The sequence below is a fragment of the Nonomuraea sp. NPDC054003 genome (genome assembly GCF_055585125.1).
The window spans coordinates 171,870-196,054 of record NZ_JBVJKR010000005.1 but is presented as its reverse complement, the minus strand read 5'-3'; the positions used below and the strand labels follow the sequence as shown (position 1 = coordinate 196,054).

30 protein-coding genes are annotated in these 24,185 nt (G+C 72.9%); 16 read left to right on the top strand and 14 right to left on the bottom strand.

Annotated elements, in window-relative coordinates:
• The first annotated feature begins 28 nt into the window (after positions 1 to 28).
• The 3 genes from ACZ6YG_RS14655 to ACZ6YG_RS14645 all read left to right on the top strand — a co-directional run bounded on the left by ACZ6YG_RS14655 (position 29) and on the right by ACZ6YG_RS14645 (position 3,054).
• Positions 29 to 1,396, top strand: coding sequence for an ROK family protein (locus ACZ6YG_RS14655; protein ID WP_466018244.1), 1,368 nt, complete (start codon positions 29 to 31; stop codon positions 1,394 to 1,396).
• A 90-nt stretch (positions 1,397 to 1,486) separates the two neighbouring features.
• Positions 1,487 to 2,287, top strand: coding sequence for an ABC transporter permease (locus ACZ6YG_RS14650; RefSeq protein WP_148031477.1), 801 nt, complete (start codon positions 1,487 to 1,489; stop codon positions 2,285 to 2,287).
• Complete coding sequence (locus ACZ6YG_RS14645) at positions 2,284 to 3,054, top strand: ABC transporter ATP-binding protein (protein ID WP_148031476.1); 771 nt, start codon at positions 2,284 to 2,286, stop codon at positions 3,052 to 3,054. Before ACZ6YG_RS14650 ends, ACZ6YG_RS14645 begins: the two co-directional genes overlap by 4 nt.
• Positions 3,055 to 3,093: 39 nt before the next feature.
• Here ACZ6YG_RS14645 and ACZ6YG_RS14640 read toward each other — a convergent pair whose 3' ends face one another.
• The 3 genes from ACZ6YG_RS14640 to ACZ6YG_RS14630 are packed head-to-tail and all read right to left on the bottom strand — an operon-like array spanning position 3,094 to position 5,588.
• Entirely contained in the window at positions 3,094 to 3,699 is a 606-nt protein-coding gene (locus ACZ6YG_RS14640) for a TetR/AcrR family transcriptional regulator (protein WP_466018243.1), read from the bottom strand.
• A gap of 24 nt (positions 3,700 to 3,723) precedes the next feature.
• Positions 3,724 to 4,449: an ABC transporter ATP-binding protein gene (locus ACZ6YG_RS14635; RefSeq protein ID WP_466018242.1), complete on the bottom strand. Its 726-nt coding sequence runs from the start codon at positions 4,447 to 4,449 to the stop codon at positions 3,724 to 3,726.
• Entirely contained in the window at positions 4,446 to 5,588 is a 1,143-nt protein-coding gene (locus tag ACZ6YG_RS14630) for an ABC transporter permease (RefSeq protein WP_364230768.1), read from the bottom strand. Before ACZ6YG_RS14630 ends, ACZ6YG_RS14635 begins: the two co-directional genes overlap by 4 nt.
• A 227-nt stretch (positions 5,589 to 5,815) precedes the next feature.
• Here ACZ6YG_RS14630 and ACZ6YG_RS14625 point away from each other — a divergent pair, with 227 nt between their 5' ends.
• Positions 5,816 to 6,595, top strand: a complete 780-nt coding sequence (locus ACZ6YG_RS14625; RefSeq protein WP_466018241.1) for a sigma 54 modulation/S30EA ribosomal C-terminal domain-containing protein — start codon at positions 5,816 to 5,818, stop codon at positions 6,593 to 6,595.
• Positions 6,596 to 6,767: 172 nt separating this feature from the next.
• Entirely contained in the window at positions 6,768 to 7,559 is a 792-nt protein-coding gene (locus ACZ6YG_RS14620; protein WP_219545693.1) for an SAM-dependent methyltransferase, read from the top strand.
• Here ACZ6YG_RS14620 and ACZ6YG_RS14615 read toward each other — a convergent pair whose 3' ends face one another.
• The gene (locus ACZ6YG_RS14615) at positions 7,560 to 8,381 is read right to left on the bottom strand and encodes an NmrA family NAD(P)-binding protein (RefSeq protein ID WP_466018240.1); all 822 of its coding nucleotides are present in this window, start codon (positions 8,379 to 8,381) and stop codon (positions 7,560 to 7,562) included. It lies immediately after the preceding gene.
• Between the two features lie 135 nt (positions 8,382 to 8,516).
• On the bottom strand, positions 8,517 to 8,855 hold the full coding sequence (locus tag ACZ6YG_RS14610; RefSeq protein WP_148031470.1) for a VOC family protein: 339 nt from the start codon (positions 8,853 to 8,855) through the stop codon (positions 8,517 to 8,519).
• A gap of 86 nt (positions 8,856 to 8,941) precedes the next feature.
• Here ACZ6YG_RS14610 and ACZ6YG_RS14605 point away from each other — a divergent pair, with 86 nt between their 5' ends.
• Both ACZ6YG_RS14605 and ACZ6YG_RS14600 read left to right on the top strand, forming a co-directional pair.
• Complete coding sequence (locus tag ACZ6YG_RS14605) at positions 8,942 to 9,256, top strand: ArsR/SmtB family transcription factor (RefSeq protein WP_246640116.1); 315 nt, start codon at positions 8,942 to 8,944, stop codon at positions 9,254 to 9,256.
• Positions 9,253 to 9,672: an SRPBCC domain-containing protein gene (locus tag ACZ6YG_RS14600; RefSeq protein ID WP_271277729.1), complete on the top strand. Its 420-nt coding sequence runs from the start codon at positions 9,253 to 9,255 to the stop codon at positions 9,670 to 9,672. Before ACZ6YG_RS14605 ends, ACZ6YG_RS14600 begins: the two co-directional genes overlap by 4 nt.
• On the opposite strand, the gene ACZ6YG_RS14595 is transcribed toward ACZ6YG_RS14600, so the two are convergent.
• The 4 genes from ACZ6YG_RS14595 to ACZ6YG_RS14580 are packed head-to-tail and all read right to left on the bottom strand — an operon-like array spanning position 9,669 to position 12,226.
• The gene (locus ACZ6YG_RS14595) at positions 9,669 to 9,881 is read right to left on the bottom strand and encodes a hypothetical protein (protein WP_148031467.1); all 213 of its coding nucleotides are present in this window, start codon (positions 9,879 to 9,881) and stop codon (positions 9,669 to 9,671) included. The two genes, ACZ6YG_RS14600 and ACZ6YG_RS14595, sit on opposite strands and share 4 nt — an antisense overlap.
• Positions 9,882 to 9,884: 3 nt before the next feature.
• Positions 9,885 to 10,613 carry an alpha/beta fold hydrolase gene (locus ACZ6YG_RS14590; RefSeq protein WP_466018239.1) on the bottom strand — a complete coding sequence of 243 codons (729 nt, stop codon included), beginning with the start codon at positions 10,611 to 10,613 and terminating at the stop codon, positions 9,885 to 9,887.
• Positions 10,610 to 11,224 (bottom strand): LysE family translocator, encoded by a 615-nt coding sequence (locus ACZ6YG_RS14585; protein WP_148031465.1) that lies wholly within the window; start codon positions 11,222 to 11,224, stop codon positions 10,610 to 10,612. The genes ACZ6YG_RS14590 and ACZ6YG_RS14585 overlap by 4 nt, the downstream gene beginning before the upstream one ends.
• A gap of 30 nt (positions 11,225 to 11,254) precedes the next feature.
• Positions 11,255 to 12,226 carry a helix-turn-helix transcriptional regulator gene (locus ACZ6YG_RS14580; protein ID WP_466018238.1) on the bottom strand — a complete coding sequence of 324 codons (972 nt, stop codon included), beginning with the start codon at positions 12,224 to 12,226 and terminating at the stop codon, positions 11,255 to 11,257.
• Between the two features lie 43 nt (positions 12,227 to 12,269).
• Between ACZ6YG_RS14580 and ACZ6YG_RS14575 the strand changes: the two genes are divergently transcribed.
• Positions 12,270 to 13,031: a DeoR/GlpR family DNA-binding transcription regulator gene (locus ACZ6YG_RS14575; protein WP_219545697.1), complete on the top strand. Its 762-nt coding sequence runs from the start codon at positions 12,270 to 12,272 to the stop codon at positions 13,029 to 13,031.
• On the top strand, positions 13,028 to 14,299 hold the full coding sequence (locus ACZ6YG_RS14570) for an MFS transporter (protein ID WP_466018237.1): 1,272 nt from the start codon (positions 13,028 to 13,030) through the stop codon (positions 14,297 to 14,299). The genes ACZ6YG_RS14575 and ACZ6YG_RS14570 overlap by 4 nt, the downstream gene beginning before the upstream one ends.
• 30 nt (positions 14,300 to 14,329) lie before the next feature.
• Here ACZ6YG_RS14570 and ACZ6YG_RS14565 read toward each other — a convergent pair whose 3' ends face one another.
• The 3 genes from ACZ6YG_RS14565 to ACZ6YG_RS14555 all read right to left on the bottom strand — a co-directional run bounded on the left by ACZ6YG_RS14565 (position 14,330) and on the right by ACZ6YG_RS14555 (position 16,400).
• The gene (locus ACZ6YG_RS14565; RefSeq protein ID WP_148031461.1) at positions 14,330 to 15,091 is read right to left on the bottom strand and encodes a TSUP family transporter; all 762 of its coding nucleotides are present in this window, start codon (positions 15,089 to 15,091) and stop codon (positions 14,330 to 14,332) included.
• Positions 15,092 to 15,217: 126 nt separating this feature from the next.
• Positions 15,218 to 15,835, bottom strand: a complete 618-nt coding sequence (locus ACZ6YG_RS14560) for an ATP-dependent Clp protease proteolytic subunit (protein WP_148031460.1) — start codon at positions 15,833 to 15,835, stop codon at positions 15,218 to 15,220.
• Between the two features lies 1 nt (position 15,836).
• Positions 15,837 to 16,400, bottom strand: coding sequence for a ClpP family protease (locus ACZ6YG_RS14555; RefSeq protein WP_148031459.1), 564 nt, complete (start codon positions 16,398 to 16,400; stop codon positions 15,837 to 15,839).
• Between the two features lie 146 nt (positions 16,401 to 16,546).
• Here ACZ6YG_RS14555 and ACZ6YG_RS14550 point away from each other — a divergent pair, with 146 nt between their 5' ends.
• Together ACZ6YG_RS14550 and ACZ6YG_RS14545 are read left to right on the top strand one after the other, a co-directional pair.
• Positions 16,547 to 17,746, top strand: a complete 1,200-nt coding sequence (locus tag ACZ6YG_RS14550) for a sensor histidine kinase (protein ID WP_466018236.1) — start codon at positions 16,547 to 16,549, stop codon at positions 17,744 to 17,746.
• A complete protein-coding gene (locus tag ACZ6YG_RS14545; RefSeq protein WP_466018235.1) occupies positions 17,743 to 18,381 on the top strand; it encodes a response regulator transcription factor in 639 nt (212 codons plus the stop codon). The genes ACZ6YG_RS14550 and ACZ6YG_RS14545 overlap by 4 nt, the downstream gene beginning before the upstream one ends.
• Here the strand turns inward: ACZ6YG_RS14545 and ACZ6YG_RS14540 are convergent.
• Both ACZ6YG_RS14540 and ACZ6YG_RS14535 read right to left on the bottom strand, forming a co-directional pair.
• On the bottom strand, positions 18,351 to 19,247 hold the full coding sequence (locus tag ACZ6YG_RS14540; protein WP_466018234.1) for a DUF2268 domain-containing putative Zn-dependent protease: 897 nt from the start codon (positions 19,245 to 19,247) through the stop codon (positions 18,351 to 18,353). The genes ACZ6YG_RS14545 and ACZ6YG_RS14540 overlap by 31 nt on opposite strands.
• A gap of 34 nt (positions 19,248 to 19,281) precedes the next feature.
• Positions 19,282 to 20,058, bottom strand: coding sequence for a hypothetical protein (locus ACZ6YG_RS14535; protein ID WP_187281146.1), 777 nt, complete (start codon positions 20,056 to 20,058; stop codon positions 19,282 to 19,284).
• 55 nt (positions 20,059 to 20,113) lie between these two features.
• On the opposite strand from ACZ6YG_RS14535, the gene ACZ6YG_RS14530 reads away from it, so the two are divergent.
• The 5 genes from ACZ6YG_RS14530 to ACZ6YG_RS14510 are packed head-to-tail and all read left to right on the top strand — an operon-like array spanning position 20,114 to position 24,160.
• Positions 20,114 to 21,115, top strand: a complete 1,002-nt coding sequence (locus ACZ6YG_RS14530) for an AAA family ATPase (protein WP_148031456.1) — start codon at positions 20,114 to 20,116, stop codon at positions 21,113 to 21,115.
• Between the two features lie 27 nt (positions 21,116 to 21,142).
• The gene (locus tag ACZ6YG_RS14525; protein WP_148031455.1) at positions 21,143 to 22,078 is read left to right on the top strand and encodes a DUF58 domain-containing protein; all 936 of its coding nucleotides are present in this window, start codon (positions 21,143 to 21,145) and stop codon (positions 22,076 to 22,078) included.
• The gene (locus ACZ6YG_RS14520; protein WP_466018233.1) at positions 22,075 to 23,022 is read left to right on the top strand and encodes a VWA domain-containing protein; all 948 of its coding nucleotides are present in this window, start codon (positions 22,075 to 22,077) and stop codon (positions 23,020 to 23,022) included. The genes ACZ6YG_RS14525 and ACZ6YG_RS14520 overlap by 4 nt, the downstream gene beginning before the upstream one ends.
• Before the next feature lie 11 nt (positions 23,023 to 23,033).
• Entirely contained in the window at positions 23,034 to 23,624 is a 591-nt protein-coding gene (locus ACZ6YG_RS14515; protein ID WP_148031453.1) for a class I SAM-dependent methyltransferase, read from the top strand.
• Positions 23,621 to 24,160: a TrmH family RNA methyltransferase gene (locus tag ACZ6YG_RS14510; protein WP_148031452.1), complete on the top strand. Its 540-nt coding sequence runs from the start codon at positions 23,621 to 23,623 to the stop codon at positions 24,158 to 24,160. The genes ACZ6YG_RS14515 and ACZ6YG_RS14510 overlap by 4 nt, the downstream gene beginning before the upstream one ends.
• The last annotated feature ends 25 nt before the right edge of the window (positions 24,161 to 24,185 follow it).

The window sequence follows — 24,185 nt, the reverse complement described above, 5'->3', positions numbered from 1 at the left end:
GAAATCCGTCGCCCACCATCATGGTGCCATGTCGACCCCCACTGACGCGCTGCAGCGGCTGCGGCGGGTGCACGAGGACGCCGTGCTGTCCGCGCTGCGCTCGGCGGGCGCGCTGAGCCGCGCCCAGCTCACCGAGCGCACCGGCCTGTCGCGTACGACCTTGTTCGCCATCATCTCCGACCTGATGGAAAGGGATGCGGTGATCGAGACCGAGGCGGTGCCTGCCGAGCCGCGCGGCCGGGGCAGACCCGCCGCGCTGGTCTCGCTCAACCCGGCAGCCGGCCTGCTCCTGGGCCTCGACCTGGGGCGGGGCCGGGTACGGCTGGCCGTGGCCAACGCCGCGCACCAGGTCGTCGCCACCGCCTCGGCCGCCCTGCGCGAGGACGCCGCCCCGGCGGAGCAGGCGGAGGCGGCGGTGCGGCTCGTCCGCGAGGTCGCCGCGGAGCGCGGGATCAGCCTGGGCGCGCTGGAGGCGGTCGGCCTCGGCCTCGTCGGGGTGCTCGACGACCACCTCCCCACCGCCACCCCGGCACCGGCCACACCCGCCCTCCCGGAACCCACGCACGCACCGTCCAGCCCCTCGGAATCCGCGGACGCGGCCGGACCTCCGGGACCCCACGCGCGGTCCGGCAATGCCGGACCGGCGGGCGTGGCCGGACCCTTGGGATCTCGCGCTGGTTCCGGCGAGCGTGCAGGGCTGCCGGAAGGGGTGCCCGCGCGCTACCTGCCGCTCGCCCTGCGGGTCGCCGAGGAGTTCGGCGTGCGGGTGGCGGTGGACAACAACGCCAGGCTGGCGGCGCTGGCCGAGGCGACCTGGGGGGTGGCCAGGCCGGTCCGGGACATGGTGTACGTGCGCTGGTCCGTCGGCGTGGGCGGCGGGTTCCTGGCCGGCGGCAGGCTTCTGCGCGGCGCGCACGGCGCGGGCGGCGAGGTGGGCCACGTCTCGCTCGACCCCGGGGGCCCGCCCTGCCACTGCGGCGGCCGGGGCTGCCTGGAGGGCCGCATCGGCGGTCAGCGCCTGCTGGACGCCTGCGCCGCGCGCGGGGTGCCGCTGGCGGGCCTGGACGAGCTGGTCACCGCCGCGCAGGACCGGGTGCCCGCGGTGTGCGAGGTGGTCGCCTCGGCGGCGGCCGACCTGGGCCGGGTGCTGGCGGGCACGGTCACCCAGCTCGACCCCGCCCTGGTCGTGGTGGGCGGCGAGCTGGCCGCGCTGGGCAGCCTGGTCCTCGACCCCATCCGGGACGCGATCTCCCGTCAGGCGCTGCCCCGGTCGCCCCGCCAGATCGAGGTCACCCAGGCCGACCTCGGCGTGAACGCCTCGGCGATGGGCGCGATCGCGCTCCTGCTGCACGAGGAGCCGTCGATCCCCGCCCACCTCCGTCCCGCACTACCGTGATTTGTCCGAAAAAAGCCCAATATTTCAGGACCATGTGGGCTATTGCGCCACCGAAGAGGATCTCCACTGAGCCATGAAGAGTCCCAGAACATGACCGCCGTGAGCGTGACCGACCCTCCGCCCTCCCCCGGCCGCCGGCTCCGGCGGCCGGGCCGCACCCTCGTCCTGAACGTGGTCGCCGTCCTGGCGGGCCTGGGCGCGTGGACGGCGCTGTCGATGTCCGGCATCACGGGCCTGACCGGCCCCGTCGAGGTGGCCGCTCGCGGCGTCGAGCTGGTCGCCGACGGCACCCTGACCAACGACATGCTGGCCAGCCTGCGCCGCGTGTTCACCGGCTTCGCGCTGGGCACCCTGCTCGCCATCCCTGTCGGCTTCCTGATGGGCTGGTACGCCACCGCGCGTGCCCTGATCGAGCCGTACGTGCAGTTCTTCCGTACGATCCCGCCCCTGGCGATCATCCCGCTGGCCATCCTGCTGATGGGCATCGGCGAGACGCCGAAGGTGTTCGTCATCTTCCTGGCGGCGTTCCTGTCGAGCGTGGTCTCGACGTTCCAGGGCGTGCTCGACGTGGACAAGACGCTCATCAACGCCGCCCGGGTGCTGGGCGCCTCGGACCGGACCATCTTCCTGAAGGTCGTGGTGCCGGCCTCGACGCCGTTCATCATCGTCGGCATGCGGATCGGGCTGGGCGCGGCCTGGGGGACGCTGGTGGCGGCCGAGCTGATCGCCGCCCAGGAAGGGCTGGGCTACCGGATGCAGCAGGCGCAGCTCTACTACGACCTGCCCACGATCTTCGTGGGTCTGATCAGCATCGGCGTGCTCGGCCTGATCATGGACCGGCTGCTGCTGCTGGCCGAGCGCCGATTCACCGGATGGCAGGAACGCCGATGAACACCAAGATCTCCTTCCAGGGCGTGTCGAAGACGTTCGAGCTCAAGGGCGGCCGGTTCCTCGCTCTCGACCGGGTGGACCTGGACATCGCCGACCGTGAGTTCGTCACCGTCGTGGGCCCGTCGGGGTGCGGCAAGAGCACGCTGATGGGCATGGCGGCCGGGCTGGTCGAACCCGGGACGGGCCGGATCCTGCTGGACGGCGCGCCGGTCACCGGACCGGGGCCGGACCGCGGGGTGATCTTCCAGCAGTACGCGCTGTTCCCGTGGCTGACCGTGCGCAAGAACGTCGAGTTCGGGCTCAGGCTCCAGCCGATCTCCGCCGAGGAGCGGCACCGCCGCGCCCAGCACGCGATCGACCTGGTGGGGCTGACGGACTTCGCCGACGCGCTGCCCAAGACGCTGTCGGGCGGGATGAAGCAGCGCTGCGCGATCGCCCGCGCCTACGCGGTCGGGCCGCAGGTGCTGCTCATGGACGAGCCGTTCGGCGCGCTGGACGCGCTCACCCGCGTGCAGTTGCAGGATCAGCTGCTGGACACGTGGAGCCGGGAGCGGCGCACGGTCATGTTCATCACGCACGACGTGGACGAGGCCGTCTATCTGGCCAACCGGGTCGTGGTCATGGCGGCGCGGCCGGGCCGCATCCACCGGATCATCGACGTGGACCTGCCGTACCCGCGCACCGAGGAGGTGCGGCTGTCACCGGAGTTCTCCCGCATCCGCAACGAGGTGTGGCACTCGGTCTACCACCAGGCCCCCGCGGCCTGACCCGTACGCCGGGGGCGGGCGCCCCCGGCCGGCCGGCGGTCACGTCGCCTCGGGAGGGGCCGCGCCCGTGCCGGTCGCGCGCAGGAACGGCTCCATCAGGGCCCTGGCCGACTCCCAGACGGTCCGCAGGTCGGTGCCGGACTCGATCAGCCGGGACCCGGCGAACACGATGGCGTTGATCATCTCCGCCGTCTCGGGGACCGCGGGGACGCCGAGGCTGTGCAGCGTCTCCACGAGCGGCTCCAGGAGCTGCTGGTGCATGGTGCGGCTCTGTTCGGCGACCGTGTCGCCCGGTGCGACCTCCGCGAGGACGGTGGCCAGCGCGTGCTCGCCCTCGGTGATGAGCTCGAAGTTGGTCAGCACGTACGCGAGCACGCGGTCGGCCGGGGTCGCGGCGGCGTCCATCGCGGCGGCGACCCGGGCCGACCAGCGGGGGAAGACGTCCTCCACCACCGCGTTGAGCAGGTCCTCCGACGACCGGAAGTACTGGTAGAGGCTGGGCCGGGCCAGCCCGGCGCGCGCCGCGACCCGGCTCAGCGTGGGAGGCCGGCCGGTCTCCGCGAGGATCTCCCTGGCCGCGTCGAGCAGCGCCCGGTGCTGGGCGGCCCGATGCTCGGCGACGGTCGACGCCCGGATGCGCGGCACGTGCCCTCCTCCACCATGGTCGGCCTACTCCGACAGTCTCCCATCGACCATCGACAGGACGCGGTCGCAGTGGCCGAGCACATCGTGATCGTGGGTGACCATGATCGTCGCGACGGCGGATTCGTGCGTCTTGTGCGCGAGCAACGTGACGATGTCGTCGCTGCGGGCGCGGTCGAGTGCGGCGGTCGGCTCGTCCACCAGCAACACCGCCGGGCGGGTGACGAGTGCGCGGGCGATGCCCACGCGCTGCCGCTCGCCGCCGGACAGCTGATGGGGCCGGTGTCCAGCGCGGTGGCCCATGCCGACCCGGTCGAGCAGCTCTCGCGGGTCGTGACCGTCACCCGCGCGCCTGCCCGCCACGTCGAGCGCGAAGCGGAGCTGGTCCAGCGCGGTGAGGGCCGGGATGAGGTTGCCGGACTGAAAGACGAACCCGATCCGTTCGCGGCGGTGGCGTGCCTTCTCCCGGGAGCTCGCCCGGGAGATGTCGACGCCGTCGAGCAGGACCCTGCCGGTGTCGGGCGTGGTGAGCGCGCCGGCGACCGCGAGCAGGCTCGACTTGCCGGAACCGGAGGGCCCGACGACGGCGACGAACTCGCCGGACGCCACGTGGAGGTGGACGTCGTCGAGCGCGGTGACGGTGGCGTCGCCGTCGCCGAGGGCCAGGGTGACGCCCTCCACCCGCAGGCCGCCGCGTTCCTCGGCGCCGGTCCGGCGGGAGTCCGGGCGCGGGGACGTGTGGCTGGTGGTCATCTCTGCCCTCCCAGGGCTGCGAGCGGGTCGACTCGGACGATGCGGCCCACGGCCGCCGCGGCGCCGGCGAGGCCGAGGCCGACGAGCAGCAGGGCTGCGACGACGAGCGGGCCCGCCTCCAGGGCGAACGGCATGGGGGTGGTGGTGAGCAGCGCGCCGCCGCCCACTCCCATCAGGAAGCCGACGGCGGTGGACACGGTCAGGATGACGGTCGCCTGGATCATCGTGTCGCGCATGAGGTAGCCGGTCGAGGCGCCCATGGCCCGTACGACGGCGAGTTCGTGTTTGCGCTGGATCGTCCACACGGTGAAGAACGTCCCGACGACGAGCGCGGAGATGGCGTACAGGAAGACCTGGATGAGCGTGAGCGTGGAGATCTCGGCGGTGTAGCCGGGGGAGGCGCCGAAGGAGTCCTCCAGCGTCATGCTCGTGGTGCCCGCCGCGGCGTCGCCGCCGGACAGGTCGATCTCGTTACCGTCCCGGGCGCGCAGGGCGATGGCCGTGGCCTCCTCGTACGCTCCCTCGCGCGCCTCGTCACCCGGCCCGGCGCCCGCGTGCACCTGCTGCCAGGCGCGCAACGGCAGGTACGCCACGTCGACATGGCCGAAGGTGCGCTGGTCGCCGGTGGTGCCGATGACCTTGAGCCGGGTGCCCAGGCGGTCGATGACGACGGTGTCGCCGATGGCCACGCCGTCGTCCAGGACGGTCTGGCTGACCACGATCCCGTCGGGGTCGCCGAGTCCGGCGCCGTCGGAGACGGCGGGTGCGAGGAACGAGCCGGGGTCGACGCCGAACAGGGCCAGGTCGATCGGCGTCTGGGCGCCCGCGGCGGTCGTGACCTTGGCGTTGACCAGCATGTTGCCGAACGGGACGGCGTCGCCGACGTCGTCGCGGCCCTTCCACGTCTCGGCCTGGTTCACATTGACGGTGCTGCGGGAGAAGGCGGAGTCGGTCTTGGTCCCCTCGGCGAAGGCGAACGCGGTGACGGGCAACCGCTGGAGCCCGGAGACACCGTCGTTGACGAGCCCGGAGGAGAGACCGGACAGCAGGACGACGAGGATCGCTATGAGGGCGACGACTCCGCCCATCAGGCCGAAACGTGCGCGGGCGAAGACCAGCTCGCGCCAGGCCAGGAACATGGCACTCCTTCACAGGAAGGGATTTCACGGGACGGACGAGCGCCCCGACTTCCCGACGCGCCGTTGGCAAGATACCAACACTGCGTCGGAAAGACGCAACCGCCGAGGTCACGGCCGATGAGACGCGTAGGGCTGAAGGTCCCTTTCCGATGGTCTTTCTCCTCTACCGGCGTCCTGGCGTTCCGCGATTGGCTGAGCCCGCAAGGAACGGCAGAAGGAGGCACGACATGAGACGCCGGAACGCGCCGGTCGCCATCGACCCCGCCGACGTTCGGGTCGAGACACGTGGCCCGGTCCGCCAGGGAGCCGTCGAGCACGCCAGGGAGGCCGTCGCCGCGCTCACCCGACTGGCCGGCGAGCCCGTGCTGTTCGCGCGGGTCAAGCTGACCGCCCCGGACGCTCCCGACGCGAAGCGGCCGTACACCGCGCAGGCCAACCTCGACGTCAACGGGCGCCTGATCCGCGCCCAGGCCGCCGGCCCGTCCATGTACCAGGCACTCGACCTGCTGGAGGACCGGGCGCGTACCCGGTTGCGGCGCACCGCCAGGCACTGGGAGGAGACGCGCGGACGCTACTCGCCGGAGCGGCGGGAGTCCTCGCTGCCGGTCCTGCCGCGCCCGGCGGACGCCGAGCGGGAGATCGTCCGCCGCAAGACGCTGGCCGCCTACCGGGCCACTCCGGACGAGGCCGCCTTCGACATGGAGCAGCTCGACTTCGGCTTCTACCTGTTCACCGAGGCCGGCAGCGGTCAGGACAGCGTCCTGTACCGGGCCGAGGAGGGCTACCGGATGGCCCAGGTGGAGCCGTGGCTGGAAGCGCTCGGCGAGGTGGCGGTGCCGCTCGCGATCGATCCGGGCCCGGCGCCCCGGCTGACCACCGCCGAGGCGGTGGACCGGCTGGAGGTCAGCGGGCGGGCGTTCGAGTTCTACGCCGACGCCGACACCGGCCGCGGCCGGCTGATCTACCACCGTTACGACGGCGGCTACGGGCTGATCACCATCGACTGACCGGCCGTCCACCGACCGGCGCCGGGACCTCAGCCCCCTGAGGTCCCGGCGCCCGCATCTCCGGGAGGGCACGAAGTCCTGCGGAACGGGAGCTCTCGGGGCAAGATCGAGACTTGGGATCTTCCTCGCGTTAGGCTCAGTCGCGTACAGCCCCTTCCCGGAAGGCACGACGATGACCGACGATCCGCTCAGCCGTGTGAACACCGAGATCCCGAGCCCGGCCCGGATCTACGACCTGTGGCTGGGCGGCAAGGACAACTACGAGGTCGACCGCGTCGTCAGCGAGCAGATCCTCCAGGCGGTCCCCGAGCTGCCGATCCTGGCCAAGACGAACCGCGAGTTCCTCGGCCGGGCGGTGCGCTACATGGCCGGGGAGGCGGGCGTCCGCCAGTTCCTCGACATCGGCACCGGGATCCCCACGGCCGACAACACCCACCAGGTCGCCCAGTCGGTCTCGCCCGACTGCAAGGTCGTGTACGTCGACAACGACCCGGTGGTGCTGGCCCACGCGCGGGCGCTGCTGCGCGGGCCGGGGCAGGGCGACACCTGGTTCATCGACAGCGACCTGCGCGAGCCCGCCGAGATCGTGGCCGCGGCGGCCGAGTACCTGGACTTCTCGCAGCCGGTCGGGCTGGTGCTGCTGGGCGTGGTGGAGTTCCTGCCCGACAGCGACCGGCCCAAGGAGATCATCCAGCGGCTGATGGCCCCCATGGCCCCGGGCAGCCACCTGGCCATCTCCCACGGCCTGGTCGGCAAGCAGCTGGAGGACGGGGTGCGCAGCTGGAACGAGAGCGGCGCCGTACCGATCACGCTGCGCACGCACGAGCAGCTGACCGGCTTCTTCGACGGGCTGGAGCTGCTGGAGCCGGGCGTGGTGGCGCTGCCGCGCTGGCGCCCCACGCCCGAGACGCTCTACGCCGACCGGGAGGCCGTCTACTACGCGGGCGTGGGCCGCAAGCCGTAGTCAGGAGAACGCGGCGGCGTTCTCCTCGATCCACTGGCGGAAGGTGCGGGGCGGCCGTCCGGTGACCTGTTCGACGGTGGGCCGCACCGTGCGGCCCACCTCCGGGGTGTCGGCGCGCACGGTGAGGAAGAACGCGACGTCCTCCTCGGAGTAGCCCTGCCGCCGCCACTCGGCGGTGATCTGCTCGCGGCTCAGCTCGACGAAGCGGATCTCCCTGCCGAGGACCTCGCCCAGCACCCGTACCTTGTCCGCCGTGGTGAACACCTCCGGGCCCGTCACCACGTACTCCCGCCCGGCGTGCCCGCCGGAGGTGAGCGCGGCGGCGGCCACGGCGGCGATGTCCGCGTCGTGCACCATGGCGCTCCTGGCCTCGGGGAACCCGTCGCGGACCACGCCCTCCTCCTTGACGGAGCCGGCCCACTCGAGGACGTTCGACATGAACTCCACCGGTCCCACGAAGGTCCACTCCAGGTCGCTCGCCGCGACCGCCTCCTCCAGCGGGCTCCTGGACAGCCCGCCCTGGAGCACCGTCACCCTGCGCACCCCGGCCTCGACGGCGGCGGCCACGATGGCGGGGCCGTTCGCCAGGGGCGAGTAGTCGGCCCCGTCGAAGGTGATCAGATGGGCGGCGGTGACGCCTTCGAAGGCGGCGGCCAGGGATCCGGCGTCGGCCAGGTTGCCGGCGACGGCCCGCGCGCCTTCCGGCAGGTTCGCGCGCGCCGGGTCGCGGGTGAGCGCGCGCACCCGGTGGCCGGCGGCCAGCAGCCGCTCCACGAGCGGGCGGCCCACGTTGCCGGTGGCGCCGGTGACGAGGATGGTCATGCGATCTCCTTCGGTCGGTGACGCCCGAACGGTAGGAGATCTCGCGGTCAGTTTCTGTCCGCGAACGGGGCCTTTCGCCGCGGGCGCACCGTACGGCCGCCCGGCCGGGCCGGGCGGCCGGGGCCTGGAAGGAGGCTAGAGGCCGGGCGCGGGCTGCCAGAGGCTGATGACCGTGCCCTGGTCGTCGGTGCAGGCGCAGCCGCGGCCTGACTTGCTCTCGTACGGCTCGTCCGTGGTGCCGCCCAGCTCGTGGACCCGGGCGATGGCGGCGTCGAGGTCGTCGACCTTGTAGTAGAGGTTCGGCTGGGACGACGGGCCGCCGGCGTTCAGGCCCATGGGCAGGGTGCTGTTGGTGACGTGCAGGTACGTCTCGTGCTCGCGCGTGAACTCCCAGCCGAACAGCGGCCCGTAGAAGGCCGCCGCCCGGTCCAGGTCCTTCACCGACAGGGTGTAGTAGCCGAGCTCGGTAGGCATACGCGAAACCTCCGCGATAATATTCAACGACAACGTTAAGCACTAATCTAACCGAGAAGGCAACGATTAACCAACACGTTAACGACTTGGACGCGACGCTGGCCGCGCTCGCCGACCCGACCCGGCGCAAGGTGATCGACCTGCTGCGCGACGGTCCCCGGCCGGCCGGGGAGCTGGCGGAGGCGGTCAGCATGAGCGCGCCCGCGCTGAGCAGGCACCTGCGGGTGCTGCGCGCGGGCGGTCTGGTACGCGCCGAGGCCGGCGGCGACGACGCCCGGCTGCGCGTCTACACCCTGCGGCCCGAGCCGTTCACCGCGTTGCAGGCCTGGCTCGACCAGGTGCAGGCGTTCTGGGCCGAGCAGCTCGGCTCCTTCAAGGACCACGTGGAGCGCGGCCGGTGAACACCGTCAGGGCCGGCGTCACCGTGCCGGTGGACCCCGCGACCGCCTTCCGGGTCTTCACCGACGAGATCGACGCCTGGTACGTGCGCGGCCGGCACAGCTGGGTCGACCCGGAGCGGGCCGTCGGCATCCGGTTCCAGCACGGCTACCTGCGCGAGCTGTGGTCCGACGGCGGCCACGTCGACACCGGCCGGATCCTCACCTGGGATCCGCCGCACCGCCTGGTCTGGGCCGACCTGATCAACCCGACCGGCCGGATGGAGATCGAGGTCGCGTTCACCGAGGTCGACGGCGGCACCGAGGTGACGCTGGAGCACCGGGGCCTCGACACGCTGCCGCCCGACGTGGCCGGGCGGATCCGGCGCGGCTACTCGTGGAACATCGTGCTGGGCTGGTTCGCCCGCCGGTGGGCCTAGCGTTTGCCGTACTTCTTGTGCACGGCCTGCTTGGTGACGCCGATCGCGTGCGCGATCTGCGCCCAGGGCAGGCCGGCCACCCGGGCCCGCCGCACCTGGACGGCCTCCACCCGCTCGATCTCGCGGCGCAGCGCGGCGGTGGCCTGCAGCGCGCGCAGCGGGTCTTCGTCCTGGGCCTGCCGCACCAGCTCGGCCAGATCGTCCGCCATGGTCTAAAGGTAGTCCAGCAACAGCCGGGTGACCTCCTCCGGCCGCTCCAGAGCGGGCAGATGGCCGGCCCACTCCAGTTCGACCAGCTCGGCGTCCGCCAGCCGGCCGGCCAGGTGGCGGGCGCCGACGCGGAAGTACGGCAGGTCGTACGGGCCGGTGACGATCAGGGCGGGCACCGTGATCGCGTCGAGGTCGTACTCCGGCGAGAACTGCGAAGGCTCGGGGTCGGCGGCCAGCTGCCCCGCGAACGCGTGCCGCTGCATCTCCACCACCCGCCGCCGGGTGGCCTCGTCCGCCTCCGGCCCGAGCCAGGTGCGGGCGTTCAGCTCGGCGGCGCCCTCGACGTCGCCGGCCTCCAGCAGCCGGTCCTCCTCCTCGCCGAACGCCACCACGTCCTCGGTCTCGGGCAGGCCGGAGCCGGGGTTCATGAGCACCAGCCGGGTGGCCAGGCCGGCCAGCTGCAGCGCGACCCGGCACCCGTACGAGGAGGCGACCAGCGCCGCCCGCTCGACGCCGAGCTCGGCGAGCACCTCGGCCACGTCGCCGGCGTCGCTGTAGGGCCGGTCGGCCTGGTAGGGAGTGTGGCCGTACCCCCGGTAGTCGACCCTGATCACCTGGAACCGCGCGGCGAGCGCGTCCCACTGGCCGTCCCACATGCCGGCGTCGGCGGCGCTCGACGGCAGCAGCACCACCGGCTCGCCCTCGCCCGCCCGCTCGTACCAGATCGTCATCGGCCCTCCAGCGCCAGTCGCACACCCAGCCCGACGAGGACGGCGCCGGACACCTGCTCCAGCCGCCGCTTGACCGCGGGCCGCCCGAGCAGGTCCTTGGCCCGGGTCACCGCCCACACCAGCAGCCCGTACCAGAGCATGTCGACCAGCACCCAGACGACGGCGAGCGTGACCAGGGTGAGCGGCACGTCAGCGCCCTGCGGCACGAACTGCGGCAGGAACGACATCGCGAACACCGCCGCCTTCGGGTTGGCCACGCACGTGCCGAGCCCGGCCAGGTAGGCGCGGCGGCGCCCGTCCACCGGCGCGACCTCGACGGCGGCGGCCCCGCCCTTGCGGGCCTGCCACAGCGCCTGCGCGCCCATCACCACCAGGACGACCGCGCCGGTGACCCGCATGACGTCGTAGGCGAGCTGTGAGGCGAGCAGCAGCGCCGACAGTCCGAAGGCGGCGGCCAGCCCCCACAGCAGGATGCCGGTCTCGTTGCCGAGCGTGGCCGCCATGCCGGAGCCGCGGCCGGAGCGGAGCGTCTGGCGCAGGATGACGGCGGTGCTGACGCCTGGGGCCATCGCCACCAGGACACACGCGCCGATGAACGCTAGGAGATACATACCGGGCATCGTGCCAGGAACGGGCCCGACTTACTCATACATTTTCCGCAGCTCCGCCACCGCCTCCACCATGAGAGCGCGCAGTTCGGGCGGGCCGAGCACCTCCACGCCCGCGCCCATGCGCAGCAGCAGCCAGCGGGCGTGGGTGATCGACTCGACCGGCAGGGTGAGCGTCCGCCAGCCCTCGGCGTCGGGCTCGGCGGCCCCGGCCAGGGCGCCCGCCACCACGTCCTGGCCCATCGTGTAGGCGAGCAGCTCCTCCATGCCGGGGGCGAGCCTGATCTCGGCGGTCGCGGTGTACATCCGTTCGCGGAACTCGACCGCGTACGTCTTCCAGAACCCGGCCAGGTCGAAGCCCTCCGGCCGGTCGAAGCGGCCGGGCTCGGCGGCGAGGGTGAGGACGCGCGCCACCCGGTAGGTGCGCGGGCTCTCGCCGGGCGGGGCGGCGACCAAGTACCACGACCCGCCCTTGAGCACGAGCCCGTACGGGTGGACGAGCCGCTCGACGACCTGCCGTCCCCAGCGCCGGTAGGTCATCCGCAGCGGCCGCTGCGCCCACACCGCCTCGGCCACCTCGCTCAGGTGGGGCACGTCGTCGGGCCCGCGGTACCAGCCCGGCACGTCCAGCAGGAACCGCTCGCGCATCCTCGCGGCCTGCGAGCGCGGCTCCGGCGGCAGCGCGGCCAGCAGCTTCAGCTCGGCGTTGGCGGCGAGCTCGGCCATGCCCAGCTCGGCGGCGGGGCCCGGCAGCCCGGCCAGGAACAGCGACGACGCCTCCTCGGCGGTCAGCCCGTTGAGCCGGGTGCGGTAGCCGTCGAGCAGCTGGTAGCCGCCGGCGGGGCCGCGGTCGGCGTAGACCGGCACGCCGGCGGCCGACAGGGCCTCCACGTCGCGGTAGATCGTACGGATCGACACCTCGAGCTCCTCGGCCAGCTCGGGCGCGGTCATCCGGCCGCGCGTCTGCAGCAGCAGGAGGAGGGAGAGCAGACGGCTGGCGCGCATGCACCTATTGTAGAGCGCACATTGTCCATGTTTATATGAACATATGGATCGTTTACATCGCATACTCAACGCCCTGCGGACGAACGACACCGTCTCCGTCGCCGAGCTGGCCGAGGAGCACGGGGTGTCGGAGATGACGATCAGGCGCGACCTGGAGGAGCTGTCCCAGCAGGGGGTGGTGCGGCGGATCAGGGGCGGCGCGCTGTCGCTGCTGCTGCGCGGCGAGGAGCCGCCGTACGCGCTCAGGGAGCGGGAGGCGGTGGAGGCCAAGCGGCGCATCGGTGCCGAGGCGGCCTCGCTGATCGCCGACGGGGAGGCGGTGGTGCTCGACGGCGGCACCACGGCGGCCGAGGTGGGGCGGGCGCTGGTGGACCGCCGGCTGACCGTGGTGCCGCTGGCGCTGCAGGTGGTGTCGTTGCTGTCGGCGGCGCCGCGGGTGCGGCTGGTGCTGCCCGGCGGCGAGGTGCGGCCGGGCGAGCTGAACTTCATGGGCCCGCTGGCCGAGACGTCCATCGGGGCGCTGCGGTTCGACACGGCGGTGGTCGGCTGCTGCGGGCTGTCGGCCGCGCAGGGGCTGACCGCGCACGACCTGCCGGAGGTGGCGATCAAGCGGGCGGCGATCGCGTCGGCCCGGCGGGTGATCGCGGTGTGCGACTCGGGCAAGTTCGCGCGCACGGCGTTCGGCGCGGTGTGCCCGATCTCGCGGCTGGACGTGGTCGTGACGGACGACGGGATCCCCCGCGAGGAGCACGATGCCCTCCTCGCGGCAGGGGTCACGGTCCGCGTCGTCCAGGAACCCTCGTGACCGCCACACCCGGCCGCGCCCCCCGGCCCCCGGAAAACCCCGAGACCGCCGCACCCGGCCACAACCCCCGATCTCCCCAGGACCCCGCGACCGATCCGGTGGGAAGTGGCGGTGCGGGAGGCGGGGACACGGGCCTCGACCCGGGCGACGTCCGGCGCGCCAGGGTCGCCGTCTACCTGCTGTTCCTGCTGGCGGGGGCCGCGATAGGCACCTGGACGGCCCGGATCCCGGCCATCAAGCAGGACCTCGGGCTCGGCGAGGGCGAGCTGAGCCTCGCGCTGCTGGGGCTGGCGGCCGGCGCGATGGCGGGCATGCAGGCGGTCGGCCGGCTGGTGGACCGGTTCGGCAGCGCCCGTGTGATGATCCCCGCCGCGCTGCTGCACGGCCCCGCCCTGGTAGCCCCCGCGTACGCGGTGAACCTGGCGACGCTGGCGCTGGCCCTGCTGGCCTTCGGCGCGGTGCACGGCGTGCTGGACGTGTCCATGAACGCCAACGCGGTGGTGGTGGAGCGGGCGTGGGGGCGGCGCGTCATGTCCTCCTTCCACGCCGTCTTCAGCCTCGGCGGGTTCGCGGGCGCCGCCGCCGGCGGGGTGTTCGCGCAGGCCGGCCTCTCCCCCGCGGTCACGTTCTGGTCGGCAGGCGCGGCGATCACCGCGCTCGCGCTGTGGGCGTCGCTGTGGGCGCTGCGCCCGCCGCCGGTCAGGGAGCCCGCCGGGCCGGGGAGCCGGCCGAAGGGGATCGTGTTCCTGGGCGTGCTGGCGTTCTGCTGCCTGGTCGGCGAGGGCGCGGCGGCCGACTGGAGCGCGGTCTACCTGCGCGAGCACATGGGGGCCGCGGCCGGCTTCGCCGCCGCCGGTTACGCCGCCTTCTCCATCATGATGACGGCGGGCCGCCTGGCGGGCGACCGGCTGGCGGCCAGGTTCGGCCCGGTGCCGCTGGTCCGGGCGTGCGGCCTGCTGGCGGCGGCCGGGCTCGGGATGGCGCTGCTCGTCGGCCACCCGGTGGCGGGCGTGGCGGGGTTCGGCCTGTTCGGGGCCGGGCTGTCGTGCATCGTGCCGCAGGTTTTCTCGGCGGCCGGGCACCGCGACCCGGCCTTCGCGGGCCGGGCGCTGGCCAGGACGGCGAGCATCGGCTACCTGGGCTTCCTGTCGGGCCCGGTGCTCATCGGCGCCGCCGCCGAGCTGACCGGCCTGCCCCAGGCCCTGGCCATCCCCGCGATCCTGGCCGCCTTCGTCGCCCTCGCCGCCGCCGCCCTGCGCGCCCGCTGACGGTGTCCGTACGAACGCGTCACCTGATCGTCAGCCGAACTGCTGCCAGGCGAGCCGGGACACCATGGCCGCCACGACGCAGAGCAACACGATCCGGACGAAACCCGTGCCTCGCCGGATCGCCATGCGGGCGCCGGCCTGGGCGCCGGCGATGTTGCAGGCGGCCATGCCGAGGCCGAGCACCCACAGCACGTGGCCGTGCCAGCCGAAGAACAGCAGGGCGCCGATGTTCGTGCCGGTGTTGATGATCTTCGCCGAGGCGGAGGCGGAGACGAAGTCGAGGCCGAGCAGGGCGGTGAACGCGATGATCAGGAACGTGCCCGTGCCGGGGCCCATGATGCCGTCGTAGAAGGCGATGGCCACGCCCGCCGTCAGCACCGCCACCGTCACGCGGGCCCGGGTGCGGAGCTGCGGGCGGGCGACCGCGCCCATGGCCGGGCGCAGGGTGACGAACGCCGCCACGCCGAGCAGGATCACCATGACCAGGGGCCGCAGCACCTCCGCCGAGATCGCCGCCGCGGCCGACGCGCCGAGCGCCGCGCTGAGCACGGCCAGCCCGGCCGCGGGCAGCGCGACCGGCCGGTCCACCTTGGTGGTGCGGGTGTACGTGACGGCGGCGGACGCGGTGCCGAACACGGAGGAGAACTTGTTCGTCGCCATCGCCTCGACCGGCGCCACCCCGGCCATCATCAGCGCGGGCAGTTGCAGCAGCCCGCCGCCGCCCACGACGGCGTCCACCCAGCCCGCTCCGGCGGCGGCCACCAGCAACATCAGGACCTGCTCCAGCGGCACGCCACTTCTCCCCCGAGACCCCGACAAATCCCCGCAAGCGTAGCGACCTTCATCCAGCGCCGAAGGGCACGGTCCTGGGGAGAGGCGAAGCGGGCGCCCGGAGCCCATCTTCCGGGCGCCCGCGGCTCAGCGGGCGGTCACCAGGGACCGCTTGCGGGAGGCGTAGATGTCGTCGATCAGCCGGTAGGTGCGCGCCTGCTCGGCGGTGAAGACGCGGTCACGCTCGATGTCGCGCCTGATCTCCTGCGCGGTGCGCCCGGTGTGGCGGGCCAGGATCTCCTCCTGCTGGTCGCGCATCCGCAGGATCTCCCTGGCGTGGATCTCCAGGTCGCTCGACTGGCCCCGGCCGCCCTCGGTGGCCGGCTGGTGGAGCAGGATCCGGGCGTGCGGCAGCGCGGCCCGCTTGCCCGGCGTGCCCGCCGCCAGCAGCACCGCCGCCGCCGAGGACGCCTCGCCGACGCAGACGGTGTGGATCTCCGGCCGGACGAACTGCATCGTGTCGTAGATGGCGGTCATCGCGGTGAACGAACCGCCCGGCGAGTTGATGTAGAGGTTGATGTCCCGGTCGGGGTCGATCGACTCGAGCGTGAGCAACTGGGCCATCACGTCGTTGGCCGCGGTGTCGTCGATGGGGGTGCCGAGGAAGATCACCCGGTCCTCGAAGAGCTTGTTGTACGGGTTCATCTCCTTGATGCCGTACGAGGTGCGCTCGGTGAAGGACGGCAGGACGTATCGCCCGCTCATGTCAGTTCATCCCTTCGGCGATGTGGTCGACGAACCCGTACTCCAGAGCCTCCTGCGCGGTGTACCACCGATCGCGGTCGGAGTCGGCCTGGATGCGCTCCAGCGGCTGGCCGGTGTGGTGGGCGATGATCTCGGCCATCCGCCGCTTGGTGTAGATCATGTTCTCGGCCTGGATCTGGATGTCGGTGGCCGAGCCGCCGATGCCGCCGAGCGGCTGGTGCATCACGACGCGGGCGTTGGGCAGGGCGTAGCGCTTGCCGGGCGCGCCCGCGCACAACAGCAGCTGCCCCATCGAGGCGGCGAACCCCATCGCGACCGTCGCCACGTCGCACGGCACGAACTGCATCATGTCGTACAGCGCCATGCCGGCCTGCACGGAACCGCCCGGCGAATTGATGTAAAGCGTGATGTCGCGCTTGGGATCCTCGGCCGCCAGCAAAAGCAGCTCGCCGCACAGCCGGTTGCATATGTCGTCGTCGACTTCCTGGCCGAGAACGAGGATGCGTTCCTTCAGAAGGCGCTGGCTGAGCTGGTCAGGCCATTGCGTGCGCGCGTTCTCCGTCATGGACGTCGCCCTTTCCGACTCGAACCAATTGCATGGTCGACGCTAGACCCGCGCACCCTCGACTAAGGAATCTTTTCGCCTTGGGCGCATTTCTCCAAAAGCGCATTCCACCGAGAGCGAATAAAGCTCGACATAGAATCACCGGTGTGAGATGGAATCGGCGCCTGGCGCGGCGGTGGGCGTGCCTGATCCTCGGCGGCGCGCTGCTGATGCCGTACATGATGGCCGGGGTGCTGATCGCCGGATGGGCGCAGCGGGAGTCGACGACCCAGCTGTTGCTGCCCCTGCAGCTCGGCGTGTTCGCCGCGGCGCTGCCGGTGGTGGCGCTCACCGGGCTGTTCCTGCCGGTGCGCGCGCTGGAGGTGAACGCGGCGCAGAGCCTGCTCGGCGTCGCGGTCGAGACCGCCCCGCAGGAGGGCCGGCGCTCCTGGCAGGAACGCCGGCGCACCGCCGCCTGGTACACCCTGCACCTGGCGATCGGCGGCTTGGCCAGCGGCTGCACGCTCGCGATCGTGCCGTTCACGGCGGTGACGATGGCGCTGCCGTTCACCGGCGACCCGGCCGACGTGCTCGGCGTGCGCGTGCAGCCCGGCTGGTCGGCGATCGGCTGGCCCGCCGCGGGGCTGGCCATGCTGGCGCTGCTCGTCCTGCTCGTGTCCGCGTCCGGCGGGCTGCTGGCCAGGCTCGCCCCGGCGCTGCTCGGCCCCACCCCGGCCGAGCGGCTGGCCTCGGCCGAGTCGCGGGCCCGCGTGCTGGCCCAGCGCAACCGGCTGGCCCGCGAGCTGCACGACTCGGTGGGGCACGCGCTCAGCGTCGTCACGCTCCAGGCCGCCGCCGCGGGCCGGGTCCTCGACCGCGACCCCGGCACCGCCCGGACGGCGCTGGCGGCGATCGAGCAGTCGGCCCGCGCCGCCCTGGAGGACCTGGACCACGTGCTCGGCGTGCTGCGCGCCGGCGACGACCGCGACCGGGCGCCGCGGGCCACCCTGGCGGACCTGGACGCGCTGGTGCGCTCCACCGGGGCCGAGGTGCGGCAGGAGGTCGGCGACCTGTCGTCCGTGCCCGCCGTGGTCTCCCGCGAGGCCTACCGGATCGTCCAGGAGGCGCTCACCAACGCCATCAGACACGGCCGCGGCCCGATCAGCCTGTCGGCCCACGTCCGCGACGGGGACCTCTGCCTGAGGATCGGCAACCGCACCGGCGCGAACCACGGCACGCGGGGCGGGGGCAGAGGGCTGGAGGGGATGCGGGAGCGGGCCAGGCTCCTCGGCGGCGAGATCACGGCGGGGCCTGACGGGGGCGGCTGGCGGGTCTCGGCCCGGCTGCCGCTACGGTCGGAGCCATGACGATCAGGGTCGTGCTGGCCGACGACGAGGACCTCATCCGGGCCGGGCTGCGGATCATCATCGACACCGAGCCGGGCCTGGCCGTGGTCGGCGAGGCCGCCGACGGCGCCGCGGTGCTGCCGGTGGTGCGGCGCGAGCGGCCCGACGTGGTGCTCATGGACGTGCGCATGCCCGCGCTCGACGGCATCGAGGCCACCCGCCGCCTGACCGCCCTGGAGGAGCCGCCCAAGGTCCTGGTGGTGACCACGTTCGAGAACGACGACTACGTGTACGACGCGCTGCGCGCCGGCGCCGACGGGTTCCTGCTCAAGCGGGCCAGGCCGGAGGAGCTGGTGCGGGCGGTGAAGCTGGTGGCGTCCGGCGAGTCGCTGCTGTTCCCCGCCGCCATCCGCGCGCTCGCCGCGCGACGGCCCGCCGTCCGCGTGCCCGGCGTCGACCGGCTGACCGGGCGCGAGGGCGACGTGCTGCGGCTCATGACCAGAGGGCTGTCCAACGGCGAGATCGCCGCCGAGCTGGTGGTGAGCCCCGAGACCGTCAAGACCCACGTCGGCAACGTGCTCACCAAGCTCGGCGCGCGCGACCGCACGCAGGCGGTCATCGCCGCCTACGAGTCCGGCTTCGTCTCCCCCGGCTGACCGGCGCGCCCCTGCCCGGCCGTACGGACGATCTCGGCGACCGGCAGCCCCGACAGCTCCGCCACCGTCCTGCCCGTCCCCGCCAGCGCCCGGTCCACCAGCCGCAGCCCCACCGCGTACCCGGCCATGTTGGGGATCCCCTTGGGCTCCTGCCCGAACGCCCGGGTCGCGTCGTCGCCGAGCACGTACGCGGGCGTGTTCCACATGCCCCGCAGCCCGAAGTCCGCCATGATCCGCTCGTACGCCAGGTCGAAGTCCGCGCCGGTCACCATCGACGACCACGGCCCCATCGCCTCCGGCCCCGAAAGCTCGCGCACGAACGCCTCCGCCAGCCCTTCGGAGATCACGTGCTCCCCGACGGTGACGTTCTCCGGGTCCCACTCCACGTTCGTGTACCGCACGTTGTGGTGGAACTCGTGCACGGCGCAGTGCGCGATCCGCCCGATGACCCGCTCGTCCGGCCAGGCCAGCAGGTAGAGCCAGCCGGGGGCGCCGCCCATGCCGTAGTAGCCGCCCGCGGTGCCCATCAGATGGGCGTTGTCCGGGTTGCCGAGCACGAACATCACCTGCAGCGTCTCGGCCTGCTTCAGGTGCCCCAGCGCCGCGGAGGCGCGCTCCAGCTCGCGCTCCACCTGGCCCAGCACGTCCGCCGCGGCGAGCCGGTCGAGCGCCTCCAGGTAGCGGGGGTCCTCGCCGTCGACACGGAAACCGCCGCCCTGGTGGTGGATGTCGACGATGTCGCCGGGCATCGGGATCACCTCGCGCATCGGGGCCAGCATCTCCCGCAGCGCGTCCGGCCGCCGCTCCAGCGGCTCCCCGAGCGTCGCGGCCATGGCGGAAACGGTGTCGTGAACGATGAACTCCATGACGGCGAGGCTAAAGCCTCCCGTTACGGGAGAGTCAAAGCTGCGGATCCTGCGAGGAGTCGTCACCGGGCGAGCGGCCGGGCGTCTGCTCACCGCTCTGCGACGGCGAGGGCGACGGCGACGGGGTCGGCTCCTGCGGCTCCGGCGAGGTCGGCGTCGGCGGCGGGGTCGGCAGGAACTGCGTCGGCGGCAGCGGCTGCGGCATCGGGTCGCCGCCGGAGCGTCCCAGCAGCATCAGCAGCAGGAACACCGTCACCAGCAACAGCAGCAGCACCAGGGCCAGGGCCGCCATCAGCACCCGCTTGCGCGTCTCGGTGAGCGGCCGCCGCCTGACCGGCGGCGCCAGCGCCGGCGCCCGGTCGGTCAGCCAGTACGGGACGAAGTCCGGGCCGTGCGCCTGCCCGATGAGCGTGCCGCCCACCATCACCGGGTCCAGGAACCGCTCGGCCCCCGGGCGGCCCGGCGCGTACGGGACCGCCACCCACGGCGCCCGGCCGGTGTTGATCGCCAGCACCGGCGGCGTCTCGTCCAGCACCGCGGTCCGCGACCTGCCGCCGCGCCCGAACCAGCCGCGCACGCCCGGCCGCTCCTGCTCCGGCGCCGCCTGCCTGATCGCGGTGACGAACCGGTCGCGCGCCGCGGGGTCGAACGCCGCGCCTCTCGTCAGCAGGGCCAGGGAGACCGCGCGGCCGTCGGGCCCCTGGCCCAGGTAGACGAAACCGGCCGGGGCGGTGTGCAGGCGCGCCTGCACCACGTACGGCCCGAGCCGTGGTGGATCGCCGTACTGAAGCGGACTGGCCACATCTGCCATGAAAGCACAGACGTGGCGTCGTGCACGTTTGCGACACCTTTGGTGGAATAGCGTCATGAGCGTCGCCGAAGAGTTGCCAGGCGGAACGGACGCGGACGTGCTGCGTCAGACCCTCGACGAGGTCCGGCGGGTCATCGTCGGGCAGGATCACATGGTCGAGAGGCTGATCGTCGCGCTGCTGGCGCGTGGTCACTGCCTGCTGGAAGGCGTCCCCGGCGTCGCCAAGACCCTCGCCGCCTCGACCCTGTCCACCGTCGTGGGCGGCACGTTCGCCCGCATCCAGTTCACGCCCGACCTGGTGCCGAGCGATATCGTCGGCACCCGCGTCTACCATCCGTCCACCGAGAAGTTCGACGTCGAGCTGGGCCCGGTGTTCGTCAACTTCCTGCTCGCCGACGAGATCAACCGCGCCCCCGCGAAGGTCCAGTCGGCGCTGCTGGAGGTCATGGCCGAGCGGCAGGTCACGCTCGCGGGCGTCACCCATCCGCTGCCCAGGCCGTTCATCGTGCTGGCCACCCAGAACCCGATCGAGTCCGAAGGCGTCTACCCGCTGCCCGAGGTGCAGCGTGACCGCTTCCTGTTCCGGGTGCGGGTGCCGCACCCGAGCGCGCACGAGGAGCTGCAGATCCTCCAGCGCATGAGCGTCACCCCGCCCGCGCCCTCCCGGGTGCTCGACCCCGAACGGCTGACCGCGCTGCAGGAGACGGCCGAGAACGTATCGGTCCACCAGCTCGTCGCCGACTACGTCGTCCGGTTGGTCATGGCCACCCGCTCCCCCGCCGAGTACGGCCTGCCCGACCTGGTCGACACCATCGAGGTCGGCGTCAGCCCGCGCGCCACGCTCGGCCTCGTCTCCGCCGGGCGGGCGCTGGCCGTGCTGCGCGGCCGCGACTACCTGCTGCCCGACGACGTACGCGACGTGGCCGTGGACGTCATGTCCCACCGGCTCATGCTCACCTTCGACGCCCTCGCCGACGGCGTCGACCCCGAAGAGGTCGTACGCCAGATCCTGCACGCCGTCCCCCCGCCCCTCGTCGTCTGGAACCAGAACCGTTGAGCCGAATGAGCACCGAATGAGCACCGAATGAGCACAGCCGAACAGGCCCTGCGCCGCCTGGAGCTCACCGTGACCCGGCGGCTCGACGGGCTGCTGCACGGCGCCCACCAGGGCCTGCTGCCCGGCACCGGCAGCGAGGCCGGCGACAGCCGCGTCTACGTGCCCGGCGAGGACGACGTGCGGCGCATGGACTGGAACGTCACCGCCCGCACGACCGTCCCGCACGTGCGGGACCTGGTCGCCGACCGCGAGCTGGAGACCTGGGCGCTGGCCGACCTGTCCCCCAGCATGGACTTCGGCACCGCCGACACCGACAAGCGCGACCTGGTCGTCGCCGCCGTCGGCGCCATCGGGTTCCTGTCCAGCCGGATGGCCGACCGGTTCGGGGCGCTCGTCATCCACGACGAGCACATCCACCGCATGCCCGCCCGCACCGGCAGGCCCGCCCTGTACGGGCTGCTCAGCGCGCTCATGGACGCCCCGCGCGGCCAGGTGGTCGCCGACCCGCCCGACCTCGCCGAGGGCATCGACGTCCTGGCCGCCACCCGCAGGCGGCGCGGCATGCGCGTGATCGTCTCCGACTTCCTGGATGCCGCACCCACCCTGGACCCCGACGCGGAACGCCCCTGGGAGCGCCCGCTGCGCCGCCTGTCGGCCCGCCACCAGACGCTGGCCGTCGAGGTCATCGACCCGCGCGAACTCGAACTGCCCGACGTGGGCCGCGTCGCGTTCGCCGACCCGGAGACCGGGAAGGTACGCGAAGTGCACCTTTCCCCGAAAATCCGCCGCGACTACGCGGAGGCCGCCGCCCTCCAGCGGGAGGGCACCCGCCTCGCGCTGCGCCGTGCGGGCGTCGGACACCTGGTGCTGCGCACCGACCGCGACTGGGTGTTCGACGTCGCCCAGTTCGTCCTGCGCCAGCGGCGCATGAGCCACCTGGCACACCGGAAGGTGAACCCTTGACGTTCCTGTCGCCCGCCTGGCTGTGGCTGTTCGTGCTGGTGGTGCTCCTCATCGCCGGTTACGTGGCCGCGCAGTTCGCCCGGCGCCGCTACACCGTGCGCTTCACCAACCTGGCCCTGCTCAACCTCGTCGCGCCGAGCGGCCCCGGCTGGCGCCGCCACGTGCCCCCCATGCTGTTCCTGGTCATGATGTCGCTGCTGGTCGTCGGCGCCGCCCGGCCCGCCGGCGAGGTACGGGTGCCGCGCGACCGCGCCACCATCATGATCGCGCTCGACGTCTCGCTGTCCATGGACGCCGGCGACGTCGAGCCCGACCGCATCTCCGCGGCCAAGACCGCCGCCCAGGCGTTCGTCCAGGAGCTGCCCGACCGGTTCAACGTCGGCGTCGTGGCCTTCGCCCGCGCCGCCAACGTGGTCATCTCCCCCACCACCGACCACCAGGCCGTGGCGACCGCCATCGGCAACCTGAGCACCCGGCCAGGCACCGCCATCGGCGAAGCGGTCTTCAACTCGCTCGACGCGGTCCGCTCCTTCGACCAGGACGCCACCAGCGACCCGCCGCCCTCGGCGATCGTGCTGCTGTCCGACGGCGACAACACCTCCGGCCGCTCGGTCCGCGAGGCCACCGACGCCGCGCAGCAGGCCCACGTGCCGGTCTCCACGATCGCCTACGGCACCCCCGACGGCACCGTCTCCATCGACGGCCGCCCGGTGAACGTCCCGGTCAACAAGCAGACCCTGCAGGCGCTGTCCGACGGCACCAGCGGCCGCGCCTACACCGCCGAGTCCGGCAGCGAGCTGCGCGAGGTCTACGAGCAGATCGGCACCTCGCTCGGCTACAAGGTGGTCGAACAGGAGATCACCCAGCAGTTCATCCTGGCCGCGCTCTTCGCCGGGCTGCTGGTCGGGGGCGCGGCGGTCTTGTTCGGCAGCCGGATCCCGTAACGTTCTCCGCTGTGGGGCACTACTTCTCCGAACGGCCGGGGGCCGAGAGCAGGCCGGGTCAGGCCGACCTCGTCCTGCCCGACCTTCATCTGCGGCTGGAGACCGACAGCGGCGTGTTCTCGCCCGAGCGGGTCGATCTCGGCACGAAGATCCTGCTGGAGACGGTCCCGCCGCCGCCGCCGCACGGCGACCTGCTCGACCTCGGCTGCGGCTACGGCCCGATCGCGCTGACGATGGCCTCCCGGGCGCCCGAGGCGACCGTGTGGGCCGTCGACGTGAACCGGCGGGCCGTCGAGCTGACGGCGCGCAACGCCCGGGCCGCGGGCCTTGACAAAGTAAGGTCGATGCATGTCGACGAGGTCCCCGACGACGTGACGTTCCAGGCGATCTGGTCCAACCCCGCGATCCGCATCGGCAAGGCGGCCCTGCACGACATGCTCACCAGGTGGCTGACGCGGCTGGCCCCCGGCGGCGCCGCCCACCTGGTCGTCCAGAAACACCTCGGCTCCGACTCCCTGCAGCGCTGGCTCGGCGAGCAGGGCTGGCGGGCCTCCCGCGAGGCCTCCAGGGCCTCCTACCGCGTACTGAAGGTCGAAAGATGAGAAGGCAGCTGCGCCCCACCGACGTCAAGCGGCTCAACCGCACCTGGCGCAGGAACACCGCCAACCGCCTGGCGCTGATCCTGGAGTCGGTCACCGGCCCGTTCAACGTCGGGTCGATCTTCCGTACCGCCGCGGCGTTCGGCGTGGAGCAGATCTGGCTGGCCGGCAACGCCACCCCGCCCACCAACCCGAAGGCGGGCAAGACCGCGCTCGGCACCGACCGGCTGGTGAAGTGGCACGACCCGGTGCCCGCGCTGGAGGCCGTCAAGGCGGCCAGGGAGGACGGCTTCACCGTGATGGCGGTCGAGCTGACCGCCGAGGCGGTGCCGCTGCACCGGGCCGCGCTGGGCCGCGACGTGTGCCTGGTCGTCGGCAGCGAGGACCACGGCTGCTCCCCCGCGCTGCTGGACGCCGCCGACGGCGTCTGCTACATCCCGCAGGTGGGTCGGGTCGGCTCGGTCAACGTGGCGGTGGCGGCCGCCATCGCGCTGGCCGAGGCCCGCCGCCAGGAGTGGCAGAATCTACCCGATTCGTAATCTTTTTGTTCACCCGTGGAAGGCA